We start from the raw sequence: 23,094 nt of genomic DNA on the forward strand, positions 1-23,094 counted from the left end.
CACCATGGCATCGGTATTCGAATACGCACCGGCTCCCGAGTCCCGCTCGATCGTCGACATCGCGCCGTCGTACGGCCTGTTCATCGACGGCGAGTTCGTGGAGGCGGCGGACGGCAAGGTCTTCAAGACCGTCTCCCCGTCCACCGAGGAGGTCCTCGCCGAGATCGCCCAGGCCGGCGAGGCGGACGTGGACCGCGCCGTGAAGGCCGCGCGCAAGGCCTTCGTGAAGTGGTCGGCGCTGCCCGGCGCCGAGCGCGCCAAGTACCTGTTCCGCATCGCGCGGATCATCCAGGAGCGCTCGCGCGAGCTGGCCGTCCTCGAAACCCTGGACAACGGCAAGCCGATCAAGGAGACCCGCGACGCCGACCTCCCCCTGGTCGCCGCGCACTTCTTCTACTACGCGGGCTGGGCCGACAAGCTCGACCACGCGGGCTTCGGCACCGACCCCCGCCCGCTCGGCGTCGCCGGCCAGGTCATCCCCTGGAACTTCCCGCTGCTGATGCTGGCCTGGAAGATCGCCCCGGCGCTCGCCACCGGCAACACGGTGGTGCTCAAGCCCGCCGAGACGACCCCCCTGTCCGCCCTGTTCTTCGCGGACATCTGCCGTCAGGCGGGCCTGCCCAAGGGCGTCGTCAACATCCTCCCCGGCTACGGCGACGCGGGCGCCGCGGTCGTCGCGCACCCCGACGTGAACAAGGTCGCGTTCACCGGCTCCACGGCCGTCGGCAAGGAGATCGCGCGGACCGTCGCGGGCACCCGCAAGAAGGTCACTCTGGAGCTGGGCGGCAAGGGCGCCAACATCGTCTTCGACGACGCCCCGATCGACCAGGCCGTCGAGGGCATCGTCAACGGGATCTTCTTCAACCAGGGCCAGGTCTGCTGCGCCGGCAGCCGCCTTCTCGTCCAGGAGTCGATCCAGGACGAGCTGCTGGACTCCCTGAAGCGCCGCCTGTCGACCCTCCGTCTCGGCGACCCGCTGGACAAGAACACCGACATCGGCGCGATCAACTCCGAGGAGCAGCTCACCCGTATCACCTCGCTCGTCGAGCAGGGCGAGGCGGAGGGCGCCGAGCGCTGGTCGCCGGCCTGCGAACTGCCCGAGAGCGGCTACTGGTTCGCGCCGACGCTCTTCACGAACGTCACCCAGGCGCACACCGTCGCCCGCGACGAGATCTTCGGCCCGGTGCTGTCGGTCCTGACCTTCCGTACGCCGGACGAGGCGGTCGCCAAGGCCAACAACACGCCGTACGGCCTGTCGGCCGGCATCTGGACCGAGAAGGGCTCCCGGATCCTGGCCGTCGCGAACAAGCTCCGCGCCGGTGTCGTCTGGTCCAACACGTTCAACAAGTTCGACCCGACCTCGCCGTTCGGCGGCTACAAGGAGTCGGGCTTCGGCCGCGAGGGCGGCCGCCACGGCCTGGAGGCGTACCTCGATGTCTGACAAGAACGACAAGACCGAGCGCGCCGAGCGGCTCTCCGTCTTCAAGACCTACAAGCTGTACGTCGGCGGGAAGTTCCCGCGTTCCGAGAGCGGCCGGGTGTACGAGGTGACGGACTCGAAGGGCGACTGGCTGGCGAACGTACCCCTGTCGTCCCGCAAGGACGCCCGTGACGCGGTGGTCGCCGCGCGCAAGGCGTTCGGCGCCTGGTCCGGGGCGACCGCCTACAACCGCGGCCAGATCCTCTACCGCATCGCCGAGATGCTGGAAGGCCGCCGCGACCAGTACGTCCGTGAAGTGGCCGACGCGGAGGGCCTGTCGAAGTCGAAGGCGGCCGCGCAGGTCGACGCGGCGATCGACCGCTGGGTCTGGTACGCGGGCTGGACCGACAAGATCGCCCAGGTGGTCGGCGGCGGAAACCCGGTCGCGGGCCCGTTCTTCAACCTGTCCTCCCCCGAGCCGACGGGGGTGGTCGCGGTCGTCGCGCCGCAGGAGTCGTCCTTCCTGGGCCTGGTCTCGGTGGTCGCGCCGGTGATCGCCACGGGCAACACGGCGATCGTCATCGCCTCCGAGAAGTCCCCTCTCCCCGCACTCTCCCTCGGCGAGGTCCTGGCCACCTCCGACCTGCCCGGCGGCGTGGTCAACGTCCTCTCCGGCCGTACGGCGGAGATCGCGACGCCACTGGCCGCGCACCAGGACGTCAACGCGATCGACCTCGCGGGCGCCGACGACATCCTGGCCAAGGAGCTGGAGATCGCCGCGGCGGACAACCTCAAGCGAGTCCTGCGTCCACAGCCTGTGGACGACTGGGCGGCCACCCCCGGCCTCGACCGCATGACGGCCTTCCTGGAGACCAAGACGGTCTGGCACCCGACGGGTTCCCTGGGCGCCTCGGGCTCGTCCTACTGACCCCACCCCAAACCAGAGGGCCGTGCCTCCTCTCCGTCCGGAGGAGCCACGGCCCTCTTCCTCTGCACTCGTTCGGCAGAGTGTGACGCGCGCTTCAATCTCCGTCCGCCGGGTCGTTCCCGGGCCGGACCATGCCTCAGACTGGTGTCCCGTGAGTTCCCATCCGTCCATACCGACGCGAGTCGTGCTGCTCTGCGGCCCTTCCGGCTCCGGCAAGTCCCTTCTCGCCGCCCGTTCCGGGCTTCCGGTGCTGCGGCTCGACGACTTCTACAAAGAGGCCGGCGACCCGACCCTGCCGCAGGTCCCCGGGAGCGCCGACATCGACTGGGACCACCCGGACTCGTGGGACGCCGACACGGCCGTGGCGGCCATCGCGGAGCTGTGCCGCACGGGCCGTACGAACGTGCCGCTGTACGACATCTCGCTCAGCGCCCGTACCGGCGAGGAGACCGTCGAGATCGGGCGTACGCCGGTGTTCATCGCGGAGGGCATCTTCGCCGCCGAGATCGTGACGCGCTGCCGGGAGCTCGGTGTGCTGGCCGACGCGCTGTGTCTGAGCCGGGGCCCGGTGACGACCTTCCGCCGCCGGTTCCTGCGCGATCTGAAGGAGGGCCGCAAGTCGGTGCCCTTCCTGCTGCGCCGCGGCTGGCGCCTGATGCGCCTGGAGCAGTCGATCATCGCCCACCAGACCTCCCTGGGCGCCTACGCCTGCGACCGCGACGAGGCCCTCGGCCGCCTCACCGCGGCCGCGGCGGGCCGCCGCCCGGCGGCGACGCCGGCCGGCTGAACGAAGAAGGCGCCTGCCGCGTCGTGGTCGGTGCCGCCGGGGCATCGTGTGCGTACCTGGTGACCTACGACAGCCGCGGCTACCTGGACGTCGCGGGCGACACGCCCGCCGGAGCGACCCTCATGAGGTCCGCTGAGCACACAGCGAAGCGGGACTGGACGGACCCCCCGGCCCTCCAGCCCCGCTGTCGTTGTGCTCCACCGCTTCCCCCGTGGTGGAGCACCCCCCGTTTTCCCCCGTTGGTCCCCCGTGAGCCCCCCAGCCCCCGTGGGTCCCCCCACTTCTCACCGCTCCCCCGCTGCATCCCCCCGGATGCGGTCCCCCCGTACCTTCAGGCGACGAGCTCCCCGAAGGCGTCCTCCTCGTCACGGCCGAAGCTGAGGACCTCGTCCTCGCGCAGCCGGCGGAGCGAGCGCCAGATGCTGGACTTCACCGTGCCGACACTGATGTCGAGGATCTCCGCGATCTCCGGGTCGGTGCGGCCCTCGTAGTACCTCAGGACCAGCATCGTGCGCTGGAGTTCGGGGAGCCGGGCGAGCGCCTGCCACAGGACCGCGCGCAGCTCGGTGCCGCGCATCGCGTCCGTGTCGCCGGGCGTCTCCGGCAGCTCCTCGGTCGGGTATTCGTTCAGCTTGCGGCGGCGCCAGGCGCTGATGTGCAGGTTCGTCATCGTCCGCCGCAGGTAGCCCCCGACCGCGGCCTTGTCGCTGATCCGGTCCCAGGCCCGGTACGTCGAGAACAGCGCGCTCTGCAGCAGGTCCTCGGCCTCGAAACGGTCACCGGTCAGGTGGTAGGCGGTTGCGTACAGGGAGGCGCGGCGCTCCTGGACGTAGGCGGTGAACTCCGCCTCCGACAGCGAGCGACGCCGCTCCCCCGAGTCCTCCCTGTACGCGGCTCCTCCGACCGTACCCATAGCGGCTACCGTCGCGGGCTCCCCCGTGAAACCGTCAACCACCGTCATGTACGCGGTGTGCTGACGCCCGGCGCCGCGAGCGCACCCCCGCCCGCTCACGGCACCGGACTTCTCCGAACCCCGGCCCCCGTTCACGTCGTGCAGACGCGTGATCACTGCGCTGTTGCTGGTGCCGTGCAGCGTGTTCATCTCGCGCCCCCCGTCGTGGACTTCCGGTGTTCTGCTCGTTCGTCTTGCTGTGGTGATGCTGTGGTGCGACTTGCTGTCTTGCCTGTGCCGAAAAGCTTGCCCGGGCACCTTCATGGCCGTGTCCGCCGACTGTCACAGACCTGTCACAGGGGCCGGCGTCAGAGCCGGCCCCCAGGCGCACGACAGCCCGGGCACAGTCATGAGCGCTACGTGCGCGTAGCCGTACAGCTCGTACAGGTGTCGAAAGACCGCCCCGCATGGGCCAGAATGACCCCCGTGCCTTCCCTGTTGCTGATCGAGGACGACGACGCCATCCGTACGGCCCTGGAGCTCTCACTGACGCGCCAGGGACACCGGGTGGCCACCGCTGCCACCGGCGAGGACGGTCTGAAACTGCTGCGCGAGCAGCGGCCGGACCTGATCGTGCTGGACGTGATGCTGCCCGGCATCGACGGCTTCGAGGTGTGCCGGCGCATCCGGCGCACGGACCAGCTGCCGATCATCCTGCTGACCGCGCGCAGCGACGACATCGACGTCGTGGTCGGACTGGAGTCCGGCGCGGACGACTACGTCGTCAAACCCGTGCAGGGGCGGGTCCTCGACGCCCGGATCCGGGCCGTGCTGCGACGCGGGGAACGCGAGTCGAACGACGCGGCGAGCTTCGGCAGCCTGGTCATCGACCGCGCGGCGATGACCGTGACGAAGAACGGCGAGGACCTCCAGCTCACCCCGACCGAGCTGCGTCTGCTGCTGGAACTGAGCCGCCGGCCGGGCCAGGCCCTGTCCCGCCAGCAGCTCCTGCGTCTGGTCTGGGAGCACGACTACCTGGGAGACTCACGCCTGGTCGACGCCTGTGTGCAGCGCCTGCGCGCCAAGGTCGAGGACGTCCCGTCCTCCCCCACTCTGATCCGTACGGTCCGTGGTGTCGGCTACCGCCTGGACGCGCCTCAGTGACCAAGGCGCAAGGGGGTTTCCGCGGCTGGGGCGCGGCTCGCAAGGGAGTGTGGTCGAGGCTGCGTTTCACCAGCCTGCGACTGCGGCTGGTAGTGGTTTTCGGTCTGGTCGCGCTGACGGCTGCCGTGTCCGCGTCGGGCATCGCGTACTGGCTCAACCGCGAGGCGGTCCTCACCCGTACCCAGGACGCGGTGCTGCGCGACTTCGAGCAGGAGATGCAGAACCGTGCGGGCCTGCTGCCCACGGAGCCGACGCAGGACGAGCTCCAGCACACGGCCGGTCAGATGGCCAACAGCAGCCAGCGCTTCAGCGTCCTGCTCGTCGCCCAGGACGCCGAGGGCAAGCCCGCCTACGGCAGTTCCGGCGGCCTGGACGGCTTCACCCTCGCGGACGTGCCCGAGTCCCTGCGCGCGGCCGTGAACGAGAAACAGGAGCTCAACTCCTCCAACAAGGCCGAGTACCACCTGTACTGGCAGCGGATCGTGGAGGACGACACGCCGTATCTGATCGCCGGTACGAAGGTGATCGGCGGCGGTCCGACCGGCTACATGATGAAGTCCCTGGAGCAGGAGGCCAAGGACCTCAACTCGCTGGCCTGGTCCCTCGGTATCGCCACGGGCCTCGCCCTGATCGGCTCCGCACTACTGGCTCAGGCGGCCGCCACGACCGTACTGAAGCCGGTGCAGCGGCTCGGCGTCGCCGCCCGCCGCCTGGGCGAGGGCAAGCTGGACACCCGCCTGAGAGTCTCCGGCACGGACGAACTCGCCGACCTCTCCCGGACCTTCAACAACGCCGCCGAGGCGCTGGAGAAGCGGGTCGCGGACATGGCCTCGCGTGACGAGGCGTCACGGCGCTTCGTGGCCGACATGTCCCACGAACTGCGCACGCCCCTGACCGCGATCACGGCCGTCACCGAGGTCCTGGAGGAGGAGCTGGAGGCGGACTCCGGATCCATGGACCCCATGATCGAACCCGCCGTACGCCTCGTCGTCAGCGAGACCCGCCGCCTCAACGACCTGGTCGAGAACCTGATGGAGGTCACCCGTTTCGACGCGGGCACCGCACGCCTGGTCCTCGACCACGTCGACATCGCCGACCAGATCACGGCCTGCATCGACGCCCGAGCCTGGCTGGACGCGGTGGACCTCGACGCCGAGCGCGGCATCATGGCCCGCCTGGACCCCCGCCGCCTCGACGTCATCCTGGCCAACCTCATCGGCAACGCCCTCAAGCACGGCGGCTCCCCGGTCCGCGTCTCGGTCCGGGAAGCGGAGGACGCACTGGTGATCCAGGTCCAGGACCACGGCCCGGGCATCCCCGAGGACGTCCTCCCGCACGTCTTCGACCGCTTCTACAAGGCCAGCGCCTCCCGCCCCCGCTCCGAGGGCAGCGGCCTCGGCCTGTCCATCGCCCTGGAGAACGCCCACATCCACGGCGGCGAGATCACGGCCGCCAACTCCCCCGAGGGCGGCGCGGTGTTCACCCTGCGCCTGCCCCGGGACGCCTCGGAACTGGCGGAACAGACCAACGGCCAGGGCGAGAAGAAGGGGGACGCCTGATGAACGTACGCCACCTGCTGGCGCTCTCCGTGACAGGCGCCGCCCTGCTGACCGGATGCGGCATACGGTCCACGGAGGTCCCCACCAACTTCGGCCCCGCCCCCTCACGCGTGCACTGCTCGCTCTCCGAACCGAACGTGTCGACGCAGGCGGCGCGCGGCCTCCCGGTCCAGGTGTTCCTCCTGTGCGGCTCCCAACTGGTGGCGGTCGACCGCACCGTACGCGTCCCCGACGGCACCGCGGACTCGGCCCGCCGCGTCCTGCTGGCCCAGGGCCTCCTCGACGAGCTGGAGGCAACCCCCTCGACAGCCGAGAAGGAGGCCGGCTACACCACGGACGTCCGAGGCGCCATGGGCGTGACCGGCCCCCGCCCGGGCGACCCCGACGAGACCCTCCACCTGAGCACAGCCCCCGACAACCTCACCTCATACGCTTTGGCCCAGATCGTCTGCACCTTCTCCGACTCCACAGCCGCGGAGGGCGACGGCTCGGTCATCCTGGGCGGCCCCACCACCACTCCCCCACGCCGCTACGAGTGCACGGACGAGGTCCGCACCAGACCAGGCACCAACGAGCCCCCGTCCACAGACGTATCGGACACCTGACACCCCCGCACCCCCACGGCCCCGACCCACAACGCACGCCCAGGCGCTACGCGAACCCCCACCCACCACAAGGGGCCGCCGCAGCCACCCCCGCCCGACCGCCGGAGGCACCCGCGGGCATCCCCGGAACCGATCCCCCCGCCCCACGCGTCTAGGGAGGCGTGCAGCGTCAAGGCTCCATCGGCGGCAGCGCCGTGATCCGCATCCGTGCGACTGGGGGTGTCCTCCTGGCCGCGCACCTCGCGTTCGTCGCCTGGCTCACGCTGCGCCCCCTGGACGTCCCCTGGGTGATGCCCGCCAACCTGCAACCCTTCGCCGGCATCAGAGCCGACCTGGCCCTCGGCTGGCAGGAGGCGGCCCGCCGCATCATCGAGGGCCTGGCGCTTCTCGCACCGCTGGGCGTGCTGATCCCGATGGCCCACGGCAGGGCTGACGCCTCCCCTCTCGGCTCCCTGGTCCGCACGGTCGCCGCCGGTGCCCTGATCTCCCTGGCCATCGAACTGCTCCAGACGGGCGTACCCGGCCAGATGGTCGACGTCGACTCACTGCTGCTGAACACGGTCGGCGTGGGCCTCGCCCACGCCACGATCGTCCCGGCCGCCCGGGCCTGGCTCCGCCGCAGGTCCGATCGCGCCCACCGGGCGACCGTCCCGCAGGAGGAGCCCTCTCAGGGTCGGACCCCGACGATTCCCAGGGTCGGGATAGCTCCGTAGAGTGACGCTTTGCCCGGTTCGTCGCCGTAGCGTTGATGTCAGTTGAGGAACCTCCTCACGAGGCCCCGCAAGGAGCCTCAGACCGACGCTCGCGAAGGAGCCGCACCATGACCGCGCTCACCCGACCCACCCAGGGCCGCATGATCGGCGGAGTGTGCGCCGCGCTGGCACGGCGCTTCGGCACCTCCGCGACGACGATGCGCGTGATCTTCCTGATCTCCTGCCTGCTCCCGGGCCCGCAGTTTCTCCTCTACATAGCCCTCTGGATCCTGCTGCCCTCGGAGGACAAGGCGAAGACACGCGCAGCCTGGTAACCCACCAGAAAACCAGTGCGCCCCGCCTCCCCCCGGCGGGGCGCACGCACGACCGGCTCAGGCAGCCGCAGCCAGCTCCCGACGCGCCACCCGAGCGGCCCGCGTCCCGAACACCGTGATCGTCACGACACCGAGCACCGCCAGCAGTCCCACCCCGACGGTCCCGGCCCAGCCGCCCGCGTGGAAGGCGACGGCACCGACCGTGCTGCCCGCGCTGGAGCCGATGTAGTAGGCGGACTGGTACAGCGCCGAGGCCTGGGCGCGCCCCCGCGTGGCCGTCTTGCTGACCGCCGAGGACGCCACCGCGTGCCCGGCGAAGAAGCCGCCGGTGATGAGGACCAGACCGAGCAGGACCAGCGGCAGGGACCCCGCCAGGGAGAGCAGCAGCCCCGCGGCCGTCGTGGCGCCCGCCGCGTACAGCGCGCCCCGCCGGCCCAGGCGGCCCACCAGCCGCCCGGCCGTCGACGCCGACACCGTACCGACCAGGTACACCAGGAAGATCGAGCCGACGATGCCCTGCGGCAGCGAGAACGGCGCCTGCGTCAGGCGGTAGCCGATCACGGTGTACACGCCGCCGAAGACCGTCATGAACAGGGCGCCGATGGCGTACAGCCGGCACAGCAGCGGGTCGCCGAGGTGGTCACGGACCGTACGTGCGAGCACCCGCGGCCGCAGCGAGCCCGGCTTGAAGTGGCGTGGCGCGGGGAGCAGCAGCCGGAAGGCGACGGCGCAGGCGACCGCGATCACGCCGATGACACCGAGGGCGACCCGCCAGCCCCATTCCTGCGCGACCCAGCCGGTGATGACCCGGCCGCTCATACCGCCGACGCTGTTGCCGGCGACGAACAGGCCGATCGCCGTGACCAGCGCCTTCGGCCGGACCTCCTCGGCGAGGTACGCCGTCGCCGACGCCGGCAGACCGGCCAGCGCGGCACCTTGTACGGCCCGTAGCACGACCAGGGCGGTCAGGTTGGGGGCGAGGGGGACCAGCAGGCCGACGATCACCGCGACGGCCAGCGAGGCCGTCATGACCGTACGGCGTCCGAACCGCTCCGACAGCGCGCTCATGGGCAGGACGAACAGCGCCAGTCCGCCCGTCGCGGCCGCCACCGTCCAGCTCGCCTCGCTCGCCGCCACCCCGAGGTCGTTGGAGATCAGCGGCAGAAGGGCCTGTGTGGAGTAGAGAAGCGCGAAGGTCGCGACACCGGCGAGGAAGAGGGCGAAGCTCATCCGGCGGTAGCCGGGGCCGCCCGGGGCCATACGGGAGTCGACGACGGGGACTACGGGTGCGGCGCCCACGGTGGTGGACGCCCCGGTACTGGCGGGAGACATGCTTCGAAGCTACGTACGCCCCCACTGATCCGTCCAATGCATGGATTGGCCATAATCGTTCCCATGGCGCATCAGTACAGCTCACAGCCTCGACTGTCACCGTCCAGTGACACAGAAGACATGACGATGTTGCTCGCCCCGCGCCTCGCCCACTTCGCCGGCGTGGCCCGCACCGAGCACGTCACCCGGGCCGCCCAGGAGCTGCAGGTCCCGCAGTCCACGCTGTCGCGGGCCATGGCCCGTCTGGAACAGGACCTGGGCGTCGACCTGTTCGCCCGCCACGGCCGTACGGTCTCCCTGACCCCCGCCGGCCGCACCTTCCTCACCTCGGTCGAACGCGCCCTCGCCGAGATCGCGCGCGCCGCCGACGAGGTCCGCGCCGACGCCGACCCGGCCACCGGCAAGGTCGCCTTCGGCTTCCTGCACACCATGGGCGCCGAAACGGTCCCGGGCCTCCTGCACGCCTTCCGCGCCGACCACCCCCGCGTCCGCTTCAGCCTGGTCCAGAACTACGGCGAGGCCATGCTCGAACGCCTGCGCGCGGGCGAGCTCGACCTCTGCCTGACGTCCCCCGTCCCGGACGCCCCCGACCTGGTCGCCCGCCGCCTCGACGAACAGAAACTCCGTCTGGTCGTTCCCGCCGACCACCGCCTGGCCGCCCGTAAACGCGTCCGTCTGGCGGAGGCCTCCGACGAGATCTTCGTAACCCTGGAACCCGGCTACGGCCTTCGCCGGATCACCGACGACCTCTGCCAGGAAGCAGGCTTCAAGCCCCGCATCGCCTTCGAGGGCGAGGAGGCGGAGACGCTGAGGGGGCTGGTGGCGGCAGGCCTGGGAGTGGCCCTCCTGCCTCCACCCGCGGTGCCCCGCCCGGGGGTCATGGAACTGACGGTCACGGCACCACGGGCGGCACGCGAGATCGGCGTCGCCTGGATGGCCGACCGCCCGGACACACCCCCCGTGGCCGCCTTCAAGAAGTTCTTGCTCTCAAGAAGGGGAAGTCTTCTGCCCTGAAGGGGCGCGGGGCTGCATCGATATGCGGCTCCGCCGCGTGGGCGCGACCAGCCACGAAGCACCCGCACCCGCCGACGAACCCCACACCTCAACGACGCTACCGTCGCAACGACTTACCGAACCCCGCGGCCAACGGCATCCGCAGCCCCAGCGGCGGCGGAGCCGCAAACGCGTCGACGACAGGCCGCGAGAACACCCTCCCGAACAACACCCCCATCACGAAGTCCTCGGCCAGGGCCAGGACTTCGTCCCGGTGCTGCTGCAACCCGTGCCGATCGGAGTGCACTTCGAACCGGCACACGTCCCGGTTCGCCTTCTTCGCCCGCGCAGCCAGCCGGAACGACAGTTCGGGATCGGTCCGCTCGTCGTTCGTGCCGTGCACGATCATCACCCGCCGCCCCCCGAGCTGCTTCACCGGTTCGGGCGACGCGGCCACGTCCTCCTCCGGCAGCCAAGGCGCGATCGCCAGCACGGAGTTGACGGCCTCGTGCCCCCCGGCCCGCAGGGCCGCCCGGCCGCCCATGTCGACCCCGGCCAGGCACACGGGAACGTCCCCATAGCGCCGTACGACCTCGTCGGCGGCCCACAACGCGTCGCTCACCTGGTTCGCGTCGCTGCCGTTCCACCCACGGAACCGGTAGTGGACGACATGCGTGGCGAGCCCCTCCCCGCGCCCGGCGCGCGTCAGCCGGCGCCCCAGGGTCCGCAGGTAGGAGGGCGCCAACAACGCCGTCGGCTTGCGATGTGACACTTCGTCACCTGCGGGGAGCAGGAGGACCACCCCGCTCACCGCCGTCGGCTCCGGCCCGATCGCCTTGCCCAGCCGGACCCTGCGCACCGGCGTCGCTTGCTGTGCCATGACAGAACAGTGTCAGAAGCGAGGGTGTACGCCACCCGTCCGTGGGGTCACCGTTACGTATCGACGGATGTGTAAAGCGGAAAAACGAGGCGAGCGGCGAAAGAGCCGACGGACCGGGGGGACGGACGGGCGACGGGCCCCGAGCGGCGGACGAGCGATGAAGCGCTCTCTACGCGCGTAGGCGTTAGAGTGCGGAAATGACGAGCCAGACTGCCCAGAAGGCGAACATCCCGAGCTCGGACCAGATCCGCCGGGCGCCGAAGGTTCTGCTGCACGACCATCTCGACGGCGGGCTCCGCCCCGGCACGATCGTCGATCTCGCCCGCGCGTCGGGCTACTCCCAACTCCCCGAGACCGACCCGGACAAGCTCGGCGTCTGGTTCCACGAGGCGGCCGACTCCGGCTCCCTGGAGCGGTACCTGGAGACCTTCTCGCACACCGTCGGCGTGATGCAGACCCGCGACGCCCTGGTCCGGGTCGCGCGCGAGTGCGCCGAGGACCTCGCCGAGGACGGCGTCGTCTACGCCGAGGTGCGGTACGCGCCCGAGCAGCACCTCGAGGGCGGGCTCAGCCTCGAAGAGGTCGTCGAGGCCGTCAACGAGGGCTTCCGCGAGGGCGAGCGGATCGCGCGGGAGAACGGCCACCGCATCCGCGTCGGCGCGCTGCTCACCGCGATGCGGCACGCGGCCCGCGCGCTGGAGATCGCCGAACTCGCCAACCGCTATCGCGACCTGGGCGTCGTCGGCTTCGACATCGCGGGCGCCGAGGCCGGTCACCCGCCGACCCGGCATCTGGACGCCTTCGAGTACCTCAAGCGGGAGAACAACCACTTCACCATCCACGCGGGCGAGGCATTCGGCCTGCCGTCGATCTGGCAGGCCCTCCAGTGGTGCGGCGCCGACCGGCTCGGACACGGGGTGCGCATCATCGACGACATCCAGGTGCACGCCGACGGATCGGTGAAGCTCGGCCGGCTCGCCTCGTACGTACGGGACAAGCGCATCCCGCTGGAGCTGTGCCCCAGCTCCAACCTCCAGACGGGCGCCGCCGAGTCCTACGCGGACCACCCCATCGGGCTGCTGCGCCGGCTGCACTTCCGGGCCACCGTGAACACCGACAACCGCCTCATGTCCCACACCAGCATGAGCCGGGAATTCGAGCATCTTGTCGACGCATTCGGTTACACGCTCGACGACATGCAGTGGTTCTCCGTCAATGCGATGAAATCATCGTTCATTCCTTTCGATGAACGACTGGCGATGATCAATGACGTGATCAAGCCCGGATATGCCGAACTCAAGTCCGAATGGCTGTTCCGGCAGACCACCTCTACCAGCGGTTCTGAGGCCGAGGAGGAGTGACCGGGGATCCCTCGCGCACACGGAATGCGGACGCCATTCACAATCCGTCCGCATTTCGATGTTTGCGGCGGCGGGCAGGGCGTGTTTACGGTCGAGAACCGCTCACAACCCCGTAACGAATTTCGAGGACTTACTTTCATGAAGCAGTCTGCTGCCAAGACCCTCGGTGTCGCCGCCCTCGGTGCCGCCTTCGCCGCCGCGGGCGCGGGTGCCGCGAACGCCGCGCCGGTCTCCCCGGACGCCGCGGGCGCGGCGCTGGGCACCGTCACCAGCGCGCTCCCGGCCGAGCAGCTCTCCCAGGCGGGCCCCACCGCCGGGGCGGGCCTTGCCCAGGGTGGTGCGGGCCTGGCCCAGGGTCAGGAGGCGCTCGGCGCCGGACTGTCCGCCGCGCAGCCGGCCGCGGAGCAGGCGCTGGCCGGTGGCCCGGCCCTGCTCGCCGGTGGCCCGGCCGCCGGGGCCGAGGGCCTGCTGGGTGGTCTGCCGGTGCAGGGTCTGCCCACCCAGGGCCTGCCGGTGAACGGCGTTCCGCTGGCCTGATCCGCCCCGCTCCCCCGTGCCGCTGGGGCGCGCCCTTTCGCAGGGTTGCGCCCCAGCGGCGCGTGCGTGCCGTACCGGGCCCTGTTGACCTGCTGCTTCGTCCACTCCGGGGGCCATTGTCAGTGGGCTGCGGTAGCTTCCGAAGTGTTGGGCGCGACGAGGCGTCCGACGGGATACGGCCACAGGGGTGGGTGGACGATGAGCAACGGCACGGCGACGACGACGGACCTCGACGTCAGGCTGGAGAAACACCGCGTCGAACTGACCGGGTACTGCTACCGCATGCTGGGTTCCTCCTTCGAGGCCGAGGACGCGGTGCAGGACACGATGGTGCGCGCATGGCGGAGCTACGACAAGTTCGAGGGGCGCTCCAGTCTCCGGTCGTGGCTCTACCGCATCGCGACGAACGTGTGCCTGGACATGCTGACCGCGGGCAACAAGCGGGCGCGGCCGATGGACCTCACGGAGTCGACGCCGCTCGCGCAGGCGGCGCTGTCTCCCCGGCCGGACAACACGTGGCTGGAGCCGATGCCGGACAGCCGGGTGCTGCCCACGACGGACGACCCGGCGGAGGCGGCGGTCGCCAAGGAGTCGGTGCGGCTCGCCTTCATGGCGGCCCTCCAGCAGTTGCCGGCCAAGCAGCGGGCGGTGCTGATCCTGCGCGAGGTGCTGGCCTGGAAGGCGAGCGAGGTCGCCGAGCTGCTCGGTACGACGGTCGCGTCGGTCAACAGCGCGCTTCAGCGGGCGCGTGCGACGCTCGCCGAGCAGCGGCAGCCGGGCAGCGACGCCGTGGCGTCCGACCCGCTGGACGAGGAGCAGCAGAAGCTGCTGGAGCGGTATGTCGCCGCCTTCGAGGGCTATGACATGACGGCGCTCACGGCGCTGCTGCACGAGGACGCCATCATGACGATGCCGCCGTTCGACCTGTGGCTGACCGGTGTCCGGGACATCACCGGCTTCATGACGACGCTGGGCGCCCCCTGCGCGGGTTCACGTCTGGTGCCGGTCCAGGTCAACGGGCTGCCGGGCTTCGCCCAGTACAAGCCGGACCCGGAGGCGGGCGGCTTCAGCCCGTGGGCGGTGCAGGTGCTGGAGATCTCAGACGGCCGGATCACCGGGTTCCACTGCTTCCTCGACACCAAGCGCTGGTTCCCGCTGTTCGACCTCCCCCTCCACCTCGAAGCGGAGTCCGACCAGGTCGAGGAGGGCGTGTAGCGCGGGGTCCGGGTCGCGCAGCCGTATCCGGCCGCCGGCTCGCCGGGCGGTCAGCTGCAGCCGGGCCAACAGGTCCACGACGCCCAGTCCCGGTGGCCCGAGCCCTCCGACGTCGCACACCACGACTCTGGCCCCGGTGGCTTCCAGCCGGGCCCGTACGGCGTCGCAGAGCCCTGGCACCTCGTCCCGGGTGACGGGGCCGGCCAGCACGAGTACAGCGGGTGTCATGGCATCCACGACCGGTAGACCGGGCGGGCGGGCGGAACTCATCGGGGTGGGCCAAGTGATCGGCCTGCGCGGCTACGTCGGCGTGCGCGGACGTGAGGTCCTCACCAAGCCGGCCTTCCGTGTGGCGAGGGTGGTGGCGGCCTTGCCGGGGTGAAACGGGTCAGCTCAGCGGGAAGATGCCCGTATCGAGGTCCAGCTTGAACGGTGCGGGCAGCGTGAGTTGTTCGCCGTACTCCACCGAAGCGAGGACTCGGTAGGTGCCGCTTCGCGGTTCTCCGTAGAGCGTCGCCGTGGGACGCCCCGACTGCCAGGCGTCCAGGAGGAGGTAGAACGGCACGCCCGCCACGGCGTAGCCGTGGGCCTTCTTGATGCGATCGTGGTTCGCGTTGTTCTTGGACGTGACCTCCACGACGAGTTCGGCTTCGCCGGCATGCACGCGCGTGCCGCGGCGCAGGGCGGCCTGCGGCACCACGCACCGGTCGGGGATGAAGAGCCCGCCCGTCTCGGGGCACGTGAGGCCGAGTGTCTGGTAGATGCCCCAGTCGTCTGGAATCGCCGTGTACAGGCGACGCTGAACCAGCTCAGCAATGTCGTTGTGCTCTTCGGACGGCGGAGGCGACACGGTGACGATCCCTTCGATGATCTCCACCTTGCTGCCCTCGGGGGCGTCCGTCTCCTCCCAGACACGGACGAGCTCGTCCCAGTCCGTGCTCCCAGGGGAGCCGGACTCGGCGGCGAGTGCGCTCATGGCGGTCTCCAATCGGTCGTCACCGATCCCAGCATGCCGAACGGGACCGGCGGCGGTCCACCGATCCCGTTCACCCGTACGAGGAAACCCCTGGTCAGGCGATACGTTCCAGCACCACCGGCGACGCCGTGAAGTCCGTCCCCGGTGCCGCGATGTCGTACGAGCCCGCCACGGACTGGAGCGCGTACTCGAAGCGCTCCGGGGTGTCGGTGTGCAGGGTCAGCAGGGGCTGGCCCTCGGTCACCGTGTCGCCCGGCTTGGCGTGGAGTTCGATGCCCGCGCCTGCCTGGACCGGGTCCTCCTTGCGGGCGCGGCCGGCACCGAGGCGCCAGGCGGCGACGCCGATGTCGTAGGCGTCGAGGCGGGTCAGGACGCCGGAGGACGGGGCCTTGATCACGTGCTGTTCGCGGGCGACCGGCAGTTCCGCGTCCGGGTCGCCGCCCTGGGCCGCGATCATGCGCCGCCAGACGTCCATCGCGGAACCATCGGCCAGGGCCTTGGCCGGGTCGGCGTCACGTACACCGGCCGCGTCCAGCATCTCCCTGGCCAGGGCGATCGTCAGCTCCACGACGTCGGAGGGGCCGCCGCCCGCCAGGACCTCGACCGACTCGCGGACCTCCAGCGCGTTGCCCGCCGTGAGGCCGAGCGGCGTGGACATGTCCGTGAGGAGGGCGACCGTCTTCACGCCGTGGTCCGTGCCCAGGCCCACCATCGTGGAGGCCAGCTCCCGCGCGTCCTCGATGGTCTTCATGAAGGCGCCCGTGCCGACCTTCACGTCCAGGACCAGCGAGCCGGTGCCCTCCGCGATCTTCTTGGACATGATCGACGAGGCGATCAGCGGGATCGCCTCGACCGTGCCGGTGACGTCCCGCAGCGCGTACAGCTTCTTGTCCGCCGGGGCCAGGCCGTCGCCCGCCGCACAGATCACCGCGCCGGTGGTGTCCAGGACGTTCAGCATCTCCTCGTTGGAGAGGAGGGCGCGCCAGCCCGGGATCGACTCCAGCTTGTCCAGCGTGCCGCCCGTGTGGCCGAGGCCGCGGCCCGACAGCTGGGGGACGGCGGCACCGCAGGCCGCCACGAGGGGGGCCAGCGGGAGGGTGATCTTGTCGCCGACTCCGCCCGTGGAGTGCTTGTCGGCGGTCGGGCGTGACAGGGACGAGAAGTCCATGCGCTCGCCGCTCGCGATCATCGCCGCCGTCCAGCGGGCGATCTCGCCGCGGTTCATGCCGTTGAGCAGGATCGCCATGGCGAGCGCGGACATCTGCTCGTCGGCGACCTCCCCGCGGGTGTACGCGTCGATGACCCAGTCGATCTGTGCGTCGCTGAGCTCACCGCGGTCCCGCTTGGTGCGGATGACGGAGATGGCGTCCATGGCCATGGCTTGGCTTCCTTCCGAGGGTTCCAGAAGCCGTACGGCCCCTCCGAGCCGGTCGCGTGGAGCGACTCGGAGGGGCCGCACGGGAGTTACTTGCTGAGGTGGCCCGGCCCGAAGGCCTGGGGCAGCATCTCCGAGAGCGGCAGGATGCCCGCCGGGGTCTCCAGCAGCAGATCCGGGCCGCCGAACTCGTACAGCAGCTGGCGGCAGCGGCCGCACGGGACGAGGATGTCGCCCTTGCCGTCCACACAGGTGAAGTGCGTCAGCCGGCCGCCCCCCGAGTTCTGCAACTCGGAGACCAGCCCGCACTCGGCGCACAGGGCGAGGCCGTACGAGGCGTTCTCCACGTTGCAGCCGGTGATCGTACGGCCGTCGTCGACGAGGGCCGCGACGCCGACCGGGTAGCCGGAGTACGGGGCGTACGCCCGGGACATGGCGTCCCGGGCCGCCGCGCGCAGCTCGTCCCAGTCGACGTCGGGGGAGGCGGGCGAGGTCACTTGCCCTGGCCCTTCTTGTACGGCAGACCGTCCGCCTTCGGCATCCGCAGGCGTTGCGCGGACAAGGTGAGGACGACGAGGGTGATGACGTACGGCGTGGCGGAGACGACCTGGTTCGGGACCTCGTTGGTGGTGGCGTACCAGGCGAAGACCAGGGCGCCGACGACCGCGGTGATCATCGAGGAGGCGTACTTCTTGGTGATGACCAGCCAGATCGCGCCGATGATCAGCAGCAGCGCGCCGAGCAGCAGCAGGGCGTGGACGTTGGTCGAGCCGCCGCGCAGGTTGAGGCTGTCGGTGTAGCCGAACAGGCCGGCGCCCAGGGCGAGGCCGCCCGGCATCCAGTTGCCGAAGATCATCGCCGCGAGGCCGATGTAGCCGCGGCCGCTGACCTGGCCCTCCAGGTAGAAGGGGTTGGCGACGATGGACAGGAAGACGCCACCGAGGCCGGCCAGGCCGCCGGAGATGATCACGGCGATGTACTTGTACTTGTAGACGTTGACGCCGAGGGACTCGGCCGCGACCGGGTTCTCACCGCAGGAGCGCAGCCGCAGACCGAAGGCGGTGCGCCACAGGATCCACCAGGTGGCGGGGATCAGCGCGATGGCGATCAGGGTCAGCCAGGAGACGTTGGTGACCAGGCCGCCGAGCAGACCGGCGATGTCCGAGATGAAGAACCAGCCCTGGTTGTTCAGGTCCCGCAGCCCGTCGGACAGGCCCGGCACGGTGAAGTGGCCGAGGGTATCGACCGCCGGGGACTGCTTGGCGGAGCCGCCCGCGTGGCCCTCGAAGGCGAGAGGCGCGAGGTAGCGGGTGATGCCGAGGGCGAGGATGTTGATCGCCACACCGGAGACGATGTGGTTCACCCGGAAGGTGACGGTGGCGATGGCGTGCAGGATGCCGCCGATGCAGCCGCCGATGATGCCGACGACGACACCGGTCCACGGGCCCCACTGGAAGCCGGCCCACGCGCCGAACCAGGTGCCGAGGATCATCATGCCCTCTAGGCCGATGTTGACGACGCCGGCCCGCTCGGCCCACAGACCGCCGAGACCGGCGAGGCCGATCGGCACGGCGAGCTGGAGCGCGGTGGACATCTGGCTGACGTTGGTGATGCCGTCGGCGCCGGTGATGATGCGGACGATCGAGGTCAGCGCCAGGGCTCCGGCGATGACCAGCAGCAGCACGGGCCACGAGAGGCGGCGGCCGGTGGGAGCCGCGGGCTGCAGCGTGGGCTGGTTGACATCAACCGCTGAGGTCGGGGCAGTCATCGGCCAGCCACCTCCTTCGTGGTGTTGTTGTCGGCGCCGAGGACGTGACCGGCGGCCAGTTCCGCGCCGACCCGGCGCTGCTGGCGGCGCAGGCTCCATTCCCGGACGGACTCGTAGGAGACGACGACCGCGAGCACGATGATGCCCTGCATGATCACCGCGATCTCCTTGTCGTAGCCGTGGAAGTCCAGCTCCGGCGAGGCCTTGTCGAGCCAGGCCCACAGCAGGGAGGCGAAGGCGATGCCGACCGGGCTGTTGCGGCCCAGCAGTGCGATGCCGATGCCGAGGAAGCCGATGCCGGTGGGGAAGCTGCGGCTGAAGGTGTGGGTGTCGCCCATCAGGATCGGCAGACCCGCCAGACCGGCGACGGCACCGGAGATCAGCATGGCGCTGAGCACCATGCGCTTGGGGTTGACTCCGCTGGCCGCGGCGGCGGTCTGCGAGGCGCCGGAGGCGCGCAGGTCGAAGCCGAAGCGGGTGCGGTGGAGGACGACCCAGTAGGCGATGCCGAGCAGCGCGGCAAGGACGATCAGTCCGTAGATCTCGCCTGCGTCGCCCAGGTCGATGCCGGGGATCCAGCCGGACTCGTACATCTCGCCCGTGGTGCTGTTGTTGCCGACCTTCACGCCGAAGACGTTGGGCAGCCACATGTAGGAGATGAGCGAGACGGCGACCGCGTTGAGCATGATCGTCGCGACGACCTCGCTGACCCCGCGGGTGACCTTCAGGACACCGGCGATACCGGCCCACAGCGAGCCGGTGAGAGCGGCGGCCAGGAGCAGCAGGGGCACCTGGATGAACGCGGGCAGGTCCATGTGCGCGCCGACGACCGCGGCGATCATGGCGGCGAGCTGGTACTGGCCGTCGACGCCGATGTTGAACAGGTTCATCCGGAAGCCGATGGCCACCGCGAGCGCCGCGATGTAGTACATCGAGGCCTGGTTGAGGATCAGGACCTGGATGTCGGAGTAGGTGGCCTGCTCGAACATGATCGAGAACGGCTCGACGGGGTTCTTGCCCGAGGCGAGCAGCACGATCGCGCTGAGCACGAAGGCCACGGCGAGCGCGATGACCGGGCCGGCCACCGCGAGGAGCACGCGCTCCTTGTCGAACTTCTTCATCAGCGGGCCTCGTCTTCCGGAGCCTCGGGAGACTTGCGGATCTCGGGGGTGTCTGCGCCGGGCTCGGCGTTCTCGTCGTGTTCCAGGTGGCCGGTCGCGGCACCGGTCATGGCCGAGCCCAGTTCCTCCGGGGTGATGGTGGCGGGGTCGGCGTCCGCGACCAGCTTGCCGTTGTAGATCACGCGGAGGGTGTCGGACAGACCGATCAGCTCGTCCAGGTCGGCGGAGATCAGCAGCACGGCCAGGCCCTCGCGGCGGGCCTCGCGGATGTGGTCCCAGATCGCGGCCTGCGCGCCGACGTCCACACCACGGGTGGGGTGCGCGGCGATCAGGAAGCGCGGCTTGTGGCTCATCTCGCGGCCGACGATCAGCTTCTGCTGGTTGCCGCCGGACAGTGAGGCGGCGGTGACGTCGATGCCGGGGGTGCGGACGTCGTACGCCTCGACGATGCGGCGGGTGTCGGCCTGCGCGGCCTTGGGGTCCAGCCAGACGCCCTTGGCGTTGGGCTTCTCGGTGACGTGGCCGAGGATGCGGTTCTCCCAGAGGGGGGCCTCCAGGAGCAGGCCGTGGCGGTGGCGGTCCTCGGGGATGTAGCCGATGCCCTGCTCGCGGCGCTTGCGGGTGACCCAGCCGGTGATCTCCTCGTCGGCCAGCTTGATCGTGCCGGAGTCGGCGTGCTTGAGGCCGATGAGCGCGTCGACCAGCTCGGTCTGGCCGTTGCCCTCGACGCCGGCGATGCCCAGGACCTCGCCCGCGTGGATGGTGAAGGTGATGTCGTCCAGCAGGGCCTTGCCGCCGGCCGCTTCCAGGCGCAGCTTGTCGACGGAGATGACCGGGCGGTCGGTGACCGTGGACTCGGCGGTCTCCGGCGTGGGCAGCTCGCTGCCGACCATCATCTCGGCCAGCTGCTTCGGAGTGGTCTCGGCGGGGACGGCCGTACCGACGGTCGTACCGCGGCGGATGACGGTGATCTCGTCGGCGACGGAGAGCACCTCGCCCAGCTTGTGGGAGATGAAGATGACCGACAGGCCCTCGGCCTTGAGCTCGCGCAGGTTGTCGAAGAGCGCGTCCACCTCCTGCGGCACGAGCACGGCCGTGGGCTCGTCGAGGATCAGCGTGGTGGCGCCGCGGTAGAGGACCTTGAGGATCTCCACGCGCTGGCGGGCGGCGACACCCAGCTCCTCGACCAGGCGGTCGGGCCGTACGCCGAGGCCGTAGCGGTCGGAGATCTCCTTGATCTTCCGGCGGGCCTTGGCGCCGATGCCGTACAGCTTCTCGCTGCCGAGGACGACGTTCTCGAGGACCGTGAGATTGTCGGCGAGCATAAAGTGCTGGTGGACCATGCCGATGCCGCGGACGATGGCGTCGGCCGGGGAAGAGAAGGTGACCTTCTCGCCGTCGACGGCGATGGTGCCCTCGTCCGGCTTCTGCATGCCGTAGAGGATCTTCATCAGCGTCGACTTGCCGGCGCCGTTCTCGCCGACGAGGGCGTGGACGGTGCCCTTGCGGACGGTGAGGTGGATGTCGTGGTTGGCGACGACACCGGGGAATCGCTTGGTGATCCCGGCGAGTTCGACGGCGGTCACCTGACCGTTGACCGCCGCGCCGGCCGGAGGGCTGCTGGACGCGTTGATGGCGCACTCTCCTGGGGACGGGGGTCGTCTACGCGCGTAGCGCCCCTATGGCCTGACAGGGGGCCGACGCACCGCGACGACGGGGTACGGGGAAGCCTCCCTCGGGAGCTCCTCCCCGTACCCCGTCGAGCGGACGTAACCCCCGGGGTTACCGCTGCTCAGGGTGTTGCTTGATCAGCTGGACTTGACCTTGATCTCGCCGCTGATGATCTTCTCCTTGGCCGTCTTGATGGCGTCCTGGAGTTCGGTGTCGTCCGCGAACTTCGGGTTGGAGTTCGACAGGCTCACCTCACCCGTCTTCAGATCGCCACGAACGATACCGGTCTCGGGCTTGCCGTCCTCGACCGACTTCGCCAGGTTGTACACCGCCTTGGCGACGTCCTTCATCGCCGAGGTCAGGATGGAGTCCTTGTACTTGGCAAGGGCTTCCTGCTTGTACTGGTCGGAGTCGACGCCGATGGCCCACACCTTGTTGGCGGCGGCGGCCTCGATGACACCCTGGCCGGACAGACCGGCGGCCGCGTAGACGACGTCGGCCTTCTTCTCGATCTGGCCCTCGGCGGCCGACTTGCCCTTGTCGGGGCTGGAGAAGCCGCCCTCCTCCGCGGTCTGCGTGAGGTACTGGGAGATGACCTTGACCTTGCCGCCACTGGTGTCCTGGACACCCTGCTCGAAGCCGGCCTGGAACTTGTGGATCAGCGGGATGTCCACGCCGCCCACGAAGCCCACGGTGTTCGTCTTGGTGCTCTTGGCGGCGGCGACACCGGCCAGGTACGAGGCCTGCTCCTCGGAGAAGACCAGGTCGGCCACGTTCTTCGACTCGACGGTGGAGTCGTCCACGATGCCGAAGGTGGTCTCGGGGAACTTCTCCGCGGCACCCTTCACGGCGGCGGCGTACGCGTAGCCGACGCCGATCACCGGGTTGTAGCCCTGCTTGGCCAGCGACACCAGTCGCTGCTCCTTGTCCGCGTCCGTCTCGCCCTCGGTGGGCTCGACGTCGTCGGTGTCGTACTGGAACTCCTTCTTCGCCTGCTCCAGACCGGCGTACGCGGCGTCGTTGAAGGACTGGTCGCCCTTGCCGCCGACGTCGTACGCGATGGCGAGACCCTTGTCGCCCTTCGAGTCCGACGACGAGGCGGACGTCGAGGTGCCGCCACAGGCGGACAGCGCGAGGGCCAGGGAGGCGGTCGCTGCGCCTGCGACCGTGATCCGGGAAATCCGGCGCATGTGTAGAGCTCCTGTCGTACTGGCGGGGCCGGAGAGGTGTGGGTGCGTTCCTGCGTCGTTCGGTGCGTGCTCTCGGTGTGCCGGACGAAGGTCCTCGTAGCGGAGCTACCAGGGCCTTTGGCCGGTGCAGCGAGAGTGCGTGCCCACACTTCTCCGGGGTCGCCCAGCGCCGGACGGTACTGCTTCACAGGTACTGCTGCACAGAACAGGTTCACAGCTACGGCGCTGGCTTTCGTCGCAGATTAACGCGCGTAGACAAGCCTGAAAACCCCTTCTGTCCACCTTGTTATCCG

Annotated in this window: 24 protein-coding genes; 13 read left to right on the plus strand and 11 right to left on the minus strand. The window is 70.1% G+C overall.

The window, feature by feature from the left end; genetic code table 11:
• The first annotated feature begins 4 nt into the window (after positions 1–4).
• From ACZ4UU_RS19665 to ACZ4UU_RS19675, 3 genes are all read left to right on the plus strand, one after another.
• Complete coding sequence (locus ACZ4UU_RS19665) at positions 5–1,441, plus strand: aldehyde dehydrogenase family protein (RefSeq protein WP_468041332.1); 1,437 nt, start codon at positions 5–7, stop codon at positions 1,439–1,441.
• On the plus strand, positions 1,434–2,348 hold the full coding sequence (locus tag ACZ4UU_RS19670) for an aldehyde dehydrogenase family protein (protein ID WP_468041333.1): 915 nt from the start codon (positions 1,434–1,436) through the stop codon (positions 2,346–2,348). Before ACZ4UU_RS19665 ends, ACZ4UU_RS19670 begins: the two co-directional genes overlap by 8 nt.
• A 151-nt stretch (positions 2,349–2,499) precedes the next feature.
• Positions 2,500–3,135, plus strand: coding sequence for a uridine kinase family protein (locus ACZ4UU_RS19675; protein WP_468041335.1), 636 nt, complete (start codon positions 2,500–2,502; stop codon positions 3,133–3,135).
• Positions 3,136–3,466: 331 nt separating this feature from the next.
• On the opposite strand, the gene ACZ4UU_RS19680 is transcribed toward ACZ4UU_RS19675, so the two are convergent.
• Positions 3,467–4,237, minus strand: a complete 771-nt coding sequence (locus ACZ4UU_RS19680; RefSeq protein WP_468041336.1) for a SigE family RNA polymerase sigma factor — start codon at positions 4,235–4,237, stop codon at positions 3,467–3,469.
• Between the two features lie 276 nt (positions 4,238–4,513).
• Between ACZ4UU_RS19680 and afsQ1 the strand changes: the two genes are divergently transcribed.
• The 5 genes from afsQ1 to ACZ4UU_RS19705 all read left to right on the plus strand — a co-directional run bounded on the left by afsQ1 (position 4,514) and on the right by ACZ4UU_RS19705 (position 8,382).
• The gene (afsQ1, locus tag ACZ4UU_RS19685; protein ID WP_062722075.1) at positions 4,514–5,191 is read left to right on the plus strand and encodes a two-component system response regulator AfsQ1; all 678 of its coding nucleotides are present in this window, start codon (positions 4,514–4,516) and stop codon (positions 5,189–5,191) included.
• Positions 5,188–6,750 (plus strand): ATP-binding protein, encoded by a 1,563-nt coding sequence (locus ACZ4UU_RS19690; RefSeq protein WP_468041338.1) that lies wholly within the window; start codon positions 5,188–5,190, stop codon positions 6,748–6,750. The genes afsQ1 and ACZ4UU_RS19690 overlap by 4 nt, the downstream gene beginning before the upstream one ends.
• Positions 6,750–7,355, plus strand: a complete 606-nt coding sequence (locus tag ACZ4UU_RS19695) for a hypothetical protein (protein ID WP_468041340.1) — start codon at positions 6,750–6,752, stop codon at positions 7,353–7,355. The genes ACZ4UU_RS19690 and ACZ4UU_RS19695 overlap by 1 nt, the downstream gene beginning before the upstream one ends.
• Positions 7,356–7,516: 161 nt before the next feature.
• The gene (locus ACZ4UU_RS19700; protein ID WP_468041341.1) at positions 7,517–8,068 is read left to right on the plus strand and encodes a VanZ family protein; all 552 of its coding nucleotides are present in this window, start codon (positions 7,517–7,519) and stop codon (positions 8,066–8,068) included.
• 107 nt (positions 8,069–8,175) lie between these two features.
• Entirely contained in the window at positions 8,176–8,382 is a 207-nt protein-coding gene (locus ACZ4UU_RS19705; RefSeq protein ID WP_468041342.1) for a PspC domain-containing protein, read from the plus strand.
• Positions 8,383–8,439: 57 nt separating this feature from the next.
• Here ACZ4UU_RS19705 and ACZ4UU_RS19710 read toward each other — a convergent pair whose 3' ends face one another.
• The gene (locus ACZ4UU_RS19710; RefSeq protein ID WP_468041344.1) at positions 8,440–9,714 is read right to left on the minus strand and encodes an MFS transporter; all 1,275 of its coding nucleotides are present in this window, start codon (positions 9,712–9,714) and stop codon (positions 8,440–8,442) included.
• A gap of 63 nt (positions 9,715–9,777) precedes the next feature.
• On the opposite strand from ACZ4UU_RS19710, the gene ACZ4UU_RS19715 reads away from it, so the two are divergent.
• Entirely contained in the window at positions 9,778–10,728 is a 951-nt protein-coding gene (locus ACZ4UU_RS19715) for a LysR family transcriptional regulator (RefSeq protein WP_468041346.1), read from the plus strand.
• 97 nt (positions 10,729–10,825) lie between these two features.
• On the opposite strand, the gene ACZ4UU_RS19720 is transcribed toward ACZ4UU_RS19715, so the two are convergent.
• A complete protein-coding gene (locus ACZ4UU_RS19720; protein ID WP_468041347.1) occupies positions 10,826–11,587 on the minus strand; it encodes an alpha/beta hydrolase in 762 nt (253 codons plus the stop codon).
• A gap of 197 nt (positions 11,588–11,784) precedes the next feature.
• On the opposite strand from ACZ4UU_RS19720, the gene ACZ4UU_RS19725 reads away from it, so the two are divergent.
• The 3 genes from ACZ4UU_RS19725 (at position 11,785) to ACZ4UU_RS19735 (ending at position 14,700) form a co-directional block, all read left to right on the plus strand.
• A complete protein-coding gene (locus ACZ4UU_RS19725) occupies positions 11,785–12,948 on the plus strand; it encodes an adenosine deaminase (RefSeq protein WP_468041348.1) in 1,164 nt (387 codons plus the stop codon).
• Positions 12,949–13,086: 138 nt separating this feature from the next.
• Complete coding sequence (locus tag ACZ4UU_RS19730; protein WP_468041349.1) at positions 13,087–13,485, plus strand: ATP-binding protein; 399 nt, start codon at positions 13,087–13,089, stop codon at positions 13,483–13,485.
• A gap of 198 nt (positions 13,486–13,683) precedes the next feature.
• A complete protein-coding gene (locus ACZ4UU_RS19735; RefSeq protein WP_468041350.1) occupies positions 13,684–14,700 on the plus strand; it encodes a sigma-70 family RNA polymerase sigma factor in 1,017 nt (338 codons plus the stop codon).
• Here the strand turns inward: ACZ4UU_RS19735 and ACZ4UU_RS19740 are convergent.
• Positions 14,584–14,970 (minus strand): STAS domain-containing protein, encoded by a 387-nt coding sequence (locus ACZ4UU_RS19740; protein WP_468041352.1) that lies wholly within the window; start codon positions 14,968–14,970, stop codon positions 14,584–14,586. The genes ACZ4UU_RS19735 and ACZ4UU_RS19740 overlap by 117 nt on opposite strands.
• On the opposite strand from ACZ4UU_RS19740, the gene ACZ4UU_RS19745 reads away from it, so the two are divergent.
• Positions 14,927–15,082, plus strand: a complete 156-nt coding sequence (locus tag ACZ4UU_RS19745; RefSeq protein WP_471905102.1) for a hypothetical protein — start codon at positions 14,927–14,929, stop codon at positions 15,080–15,082. The genes ACZ4UU_RS19740 and ACZ4UU_RS19745 overlap by 44 nt on opposite strands.
• 6 nt (positions 15,083–15,088) lie before the next feature.
• Here the strand turns inward: ACZ4UU_RS19745 and ACZ4UU_RS19750 are convergent, their stop codons facing one another.
• The 7 genes from ACZ4UU_RS19750 to ACZ4UU_RS19780 all read right to left on the minus strand — a co-directional run bounded on the left by ACZ4UU_RS19750 (position 15,089) and on the right by ACZ4UU_RS19780 (position 22,801).
• The gene (locus tag ACZ4UU_RS19750; protein ID WP_468041353.1) at positions 15,089–15,676 is read right to left on the minus strand and encodes a Uma2 family endonuclease; all 588 of its coding nucleotides are present in this window, start codon (positions 15,674–15,676) and stop codon (positions 15,089–15,091) included.
• A 94-nt stretch (positions 15,677–15,770) separates the two neighbouring features.
• On the minus strand, positions 15,771–17,048 hold the full coding sequence (locus ACZ4UU_RS19755; protein ID WP_471905080.1) for a thymidine phosphorylase: 1,278 nt from the start codon (positions 17,046–17,048) through the stop codon (positions 15,771–15,773).
• A gap of 92 nt (positions 17,049–17,140) precedes the next feature.
• Complete coding sequence (locus ACZ4UU_RS19760; protein WP_468041354.1) at positions 17,141–17,548, minus strand: cytidine deaminase; 408 nt, start codon at positions 17,546–17,548, stop codon at positions 17,141–17,143.
• A complete protein-coding gene (locus ACZ4UU_RS19765) occupies positions 17,545–18,819 on the minus strand; it encodes an ABC transporter permease (RefSeq protein ID WP_468041356.1) in 1,275 nt (424 codons plus the stop codon). Before ACZ4UU_RS19765 ends, ACZ4UU_RS19760 begins: the two co-directional genes overlap by 4 nt.
• The gene (locus ACZ4UU_RS19770; protein WP_468041357.1) at positions 18,816–19,940 is read right to left on the minus strand and encodes an ABC transporter permease; all 1,125 of its coding nucleotides are present in this window, start codon (positions 19,938–19,940) and stop codon (positions 18,816–18,818) included. The genes ACZ4UU_RS19765 and ACZ4UU_RS19770 overlap by 4 nt, the downstream gene beginning before the upstream one ends.
• Complete coding sequence (locus tag ACZ4UU_RS19775) at positions 19,940–21,526, minus strand: ABC transporter ATP-binding protein (protein WP_468041358.1); 1,587 nt, start codon at positions 21,524–21,526, stop codon at positions 19,940–19,942. Before ACZ4UU_RS19775 ends, ACZ4UU_RS19770 begins: the two co-directional genes overlap by 1 nt.
• A 222-nt stretch (positions 21,527–21,748) precedes the next feature.
• Positions 21,749–22,801 carry a BMP family lipoprotein gene (locus ACZ4UU_RS19780; protein WP_468041360.1) on the minus strand — a complete coding sequence of 351 codons (1,053 nt, stop codon included), beginning with the start codon at positions 22,799–22,801 and terminating at the stop codon, positions 21,749–21,751.
• Positions 22,802–23,094: the final 293 nt, after the last annotated feature.

The organism is Streptomyces sp. NPDC028907, from assembly GCF_055564995.1.

Bases quoted from the DNA above. Each gene is read 5' to 3' on its own strand.
- ACZ4UU_RS19770 (WP_468041357.1), bottom strand. From the start codon at position 19,940: ATGAAGAAGTTCGACAAGGAGCGCGTGCTCCTCGCGGTGGCCGGCCCG.
- ACZ4UU_RS19680 (WP_468041336.1), bottom strand. From the start codon at position 4,237: ATGAACACGCTGCACGGCACCAGCAACAGCGCAGTGATCACGCGTCTG.
- ACZ4UU_RS19695 (WP_468041340.1), top strand. From the start codon at position 6,750: ATGAACGTACGCCACCTGCTGGCGCTCTCCGTGACAGGCGCCGCCCTG.
- ACZ4UU_RS19765 (WP_468041356.1), bottom strand. From the start codon at position 18,819: ATGACTGCCCCGACCTCAGCGGTTGATGTCAACCAGCCCACGCTGCAG.
- ACZ4UU_RS19740 (WP_468041352.1), bottom strand. From the start codon at position 14,970: ATGAGTTCCGCCCGCCCGCCCGGTCTACCGGTCGTGGATGCCATGACA.
- ACZ4UU_RS19735 (WP_468041350.1), top strand. From the start codon at position 13,684: ATGAGCAACGGCACGGCGACGACGACGGACCTCGACGTCAGGCTGGAG.
- ACZ4UU_RS19705 (WP_468041342.1), top strand. From the start codon at position 8,176: ATGACCGCGCTCACCCGACCCACCCAGGGCCGCATGATCGGCGGAGTG.
- ACZ4UU_RS19780 (WP_468041360.1), bottom strand. From the start codon at position 22,801: ATGCGCCGGATTTCCCGGATCACGGTCGCAGGCGCAGCGACCGCCTCC.
- ACZ4UU_RS19665 (WP_468041332.1), top strand. From the start codon at position 5: ATGGCATCGGTATTCGAATACGCACCGGCTCCCGAGTCCCGCTCGATC.
- ACZ4UU_RS19720 (WP_468041347.1), bottom strand. From the start codon at position 11,587: ATGGCACAGCAAGCGACGCCGGTGCGCAGGGTCCGGCTGGGCAAGGCG.
- ACZ4UU_RS19750 (WP_468041353.1), bottom strand. From the start codon at position 15,676: ATGAGCGCACTCGCCGCCGAGTCCGGCTCCCCTGGGAGCACGGACTGG.
- ACZ4UU_RS19670 (WP_468041333.1), top strand. From the start codon at position 1,434: ATGTCTGACAAGAACGACAAGACCGAGCGCGCCGAGCGGCTCTCCGTC.
- ACZ4UU_RS19745 (WP_471905102.1), top strand. From the start codon at position 14,927: ATGGCATCCACGACCGGTAGACCGGGCGGGCGGGCGGAACTCATCGGG.
- ACZ4UU_RS19715 (WP_468041346.1), top strand. From the start codon at position 9,778: ATGGCGCATCAGTACAGCTCACAGCCTCGACTGTCACCGTCCAGTGAC.
- ACZ4UU_RS19730 (WP_468041349.1), top strand. From the start codon at position 13,087: ATGAAGCAGTCTGCTGCCAAGACCCTCGGTGTCGCCGCCCTCGGTGCC.
- ACZ4UU_RS19710 (WP_468041344.1), bottom strand. From the start codon at position 9,714: ATGTCTCCCGCCAGTACCGGGGCGTCCACCACCGTGGGCGCCGCACCC.
- ACZ4UU_RS19725 (WP_468041348.1), top strand. From the start codon at position 11,785: ATGACGAGCCAGACTGCCCAGAAGGCGAACATCCCGAGCTCGGACCAG.
- ACZ4UU_RS19755 (WP_471905080.1), bottom strand. From the start codon at position 17,048: ATGGACGCCATCTCCGTCATCCGCACCAAGCGGGACCGCGGTGAGCTC.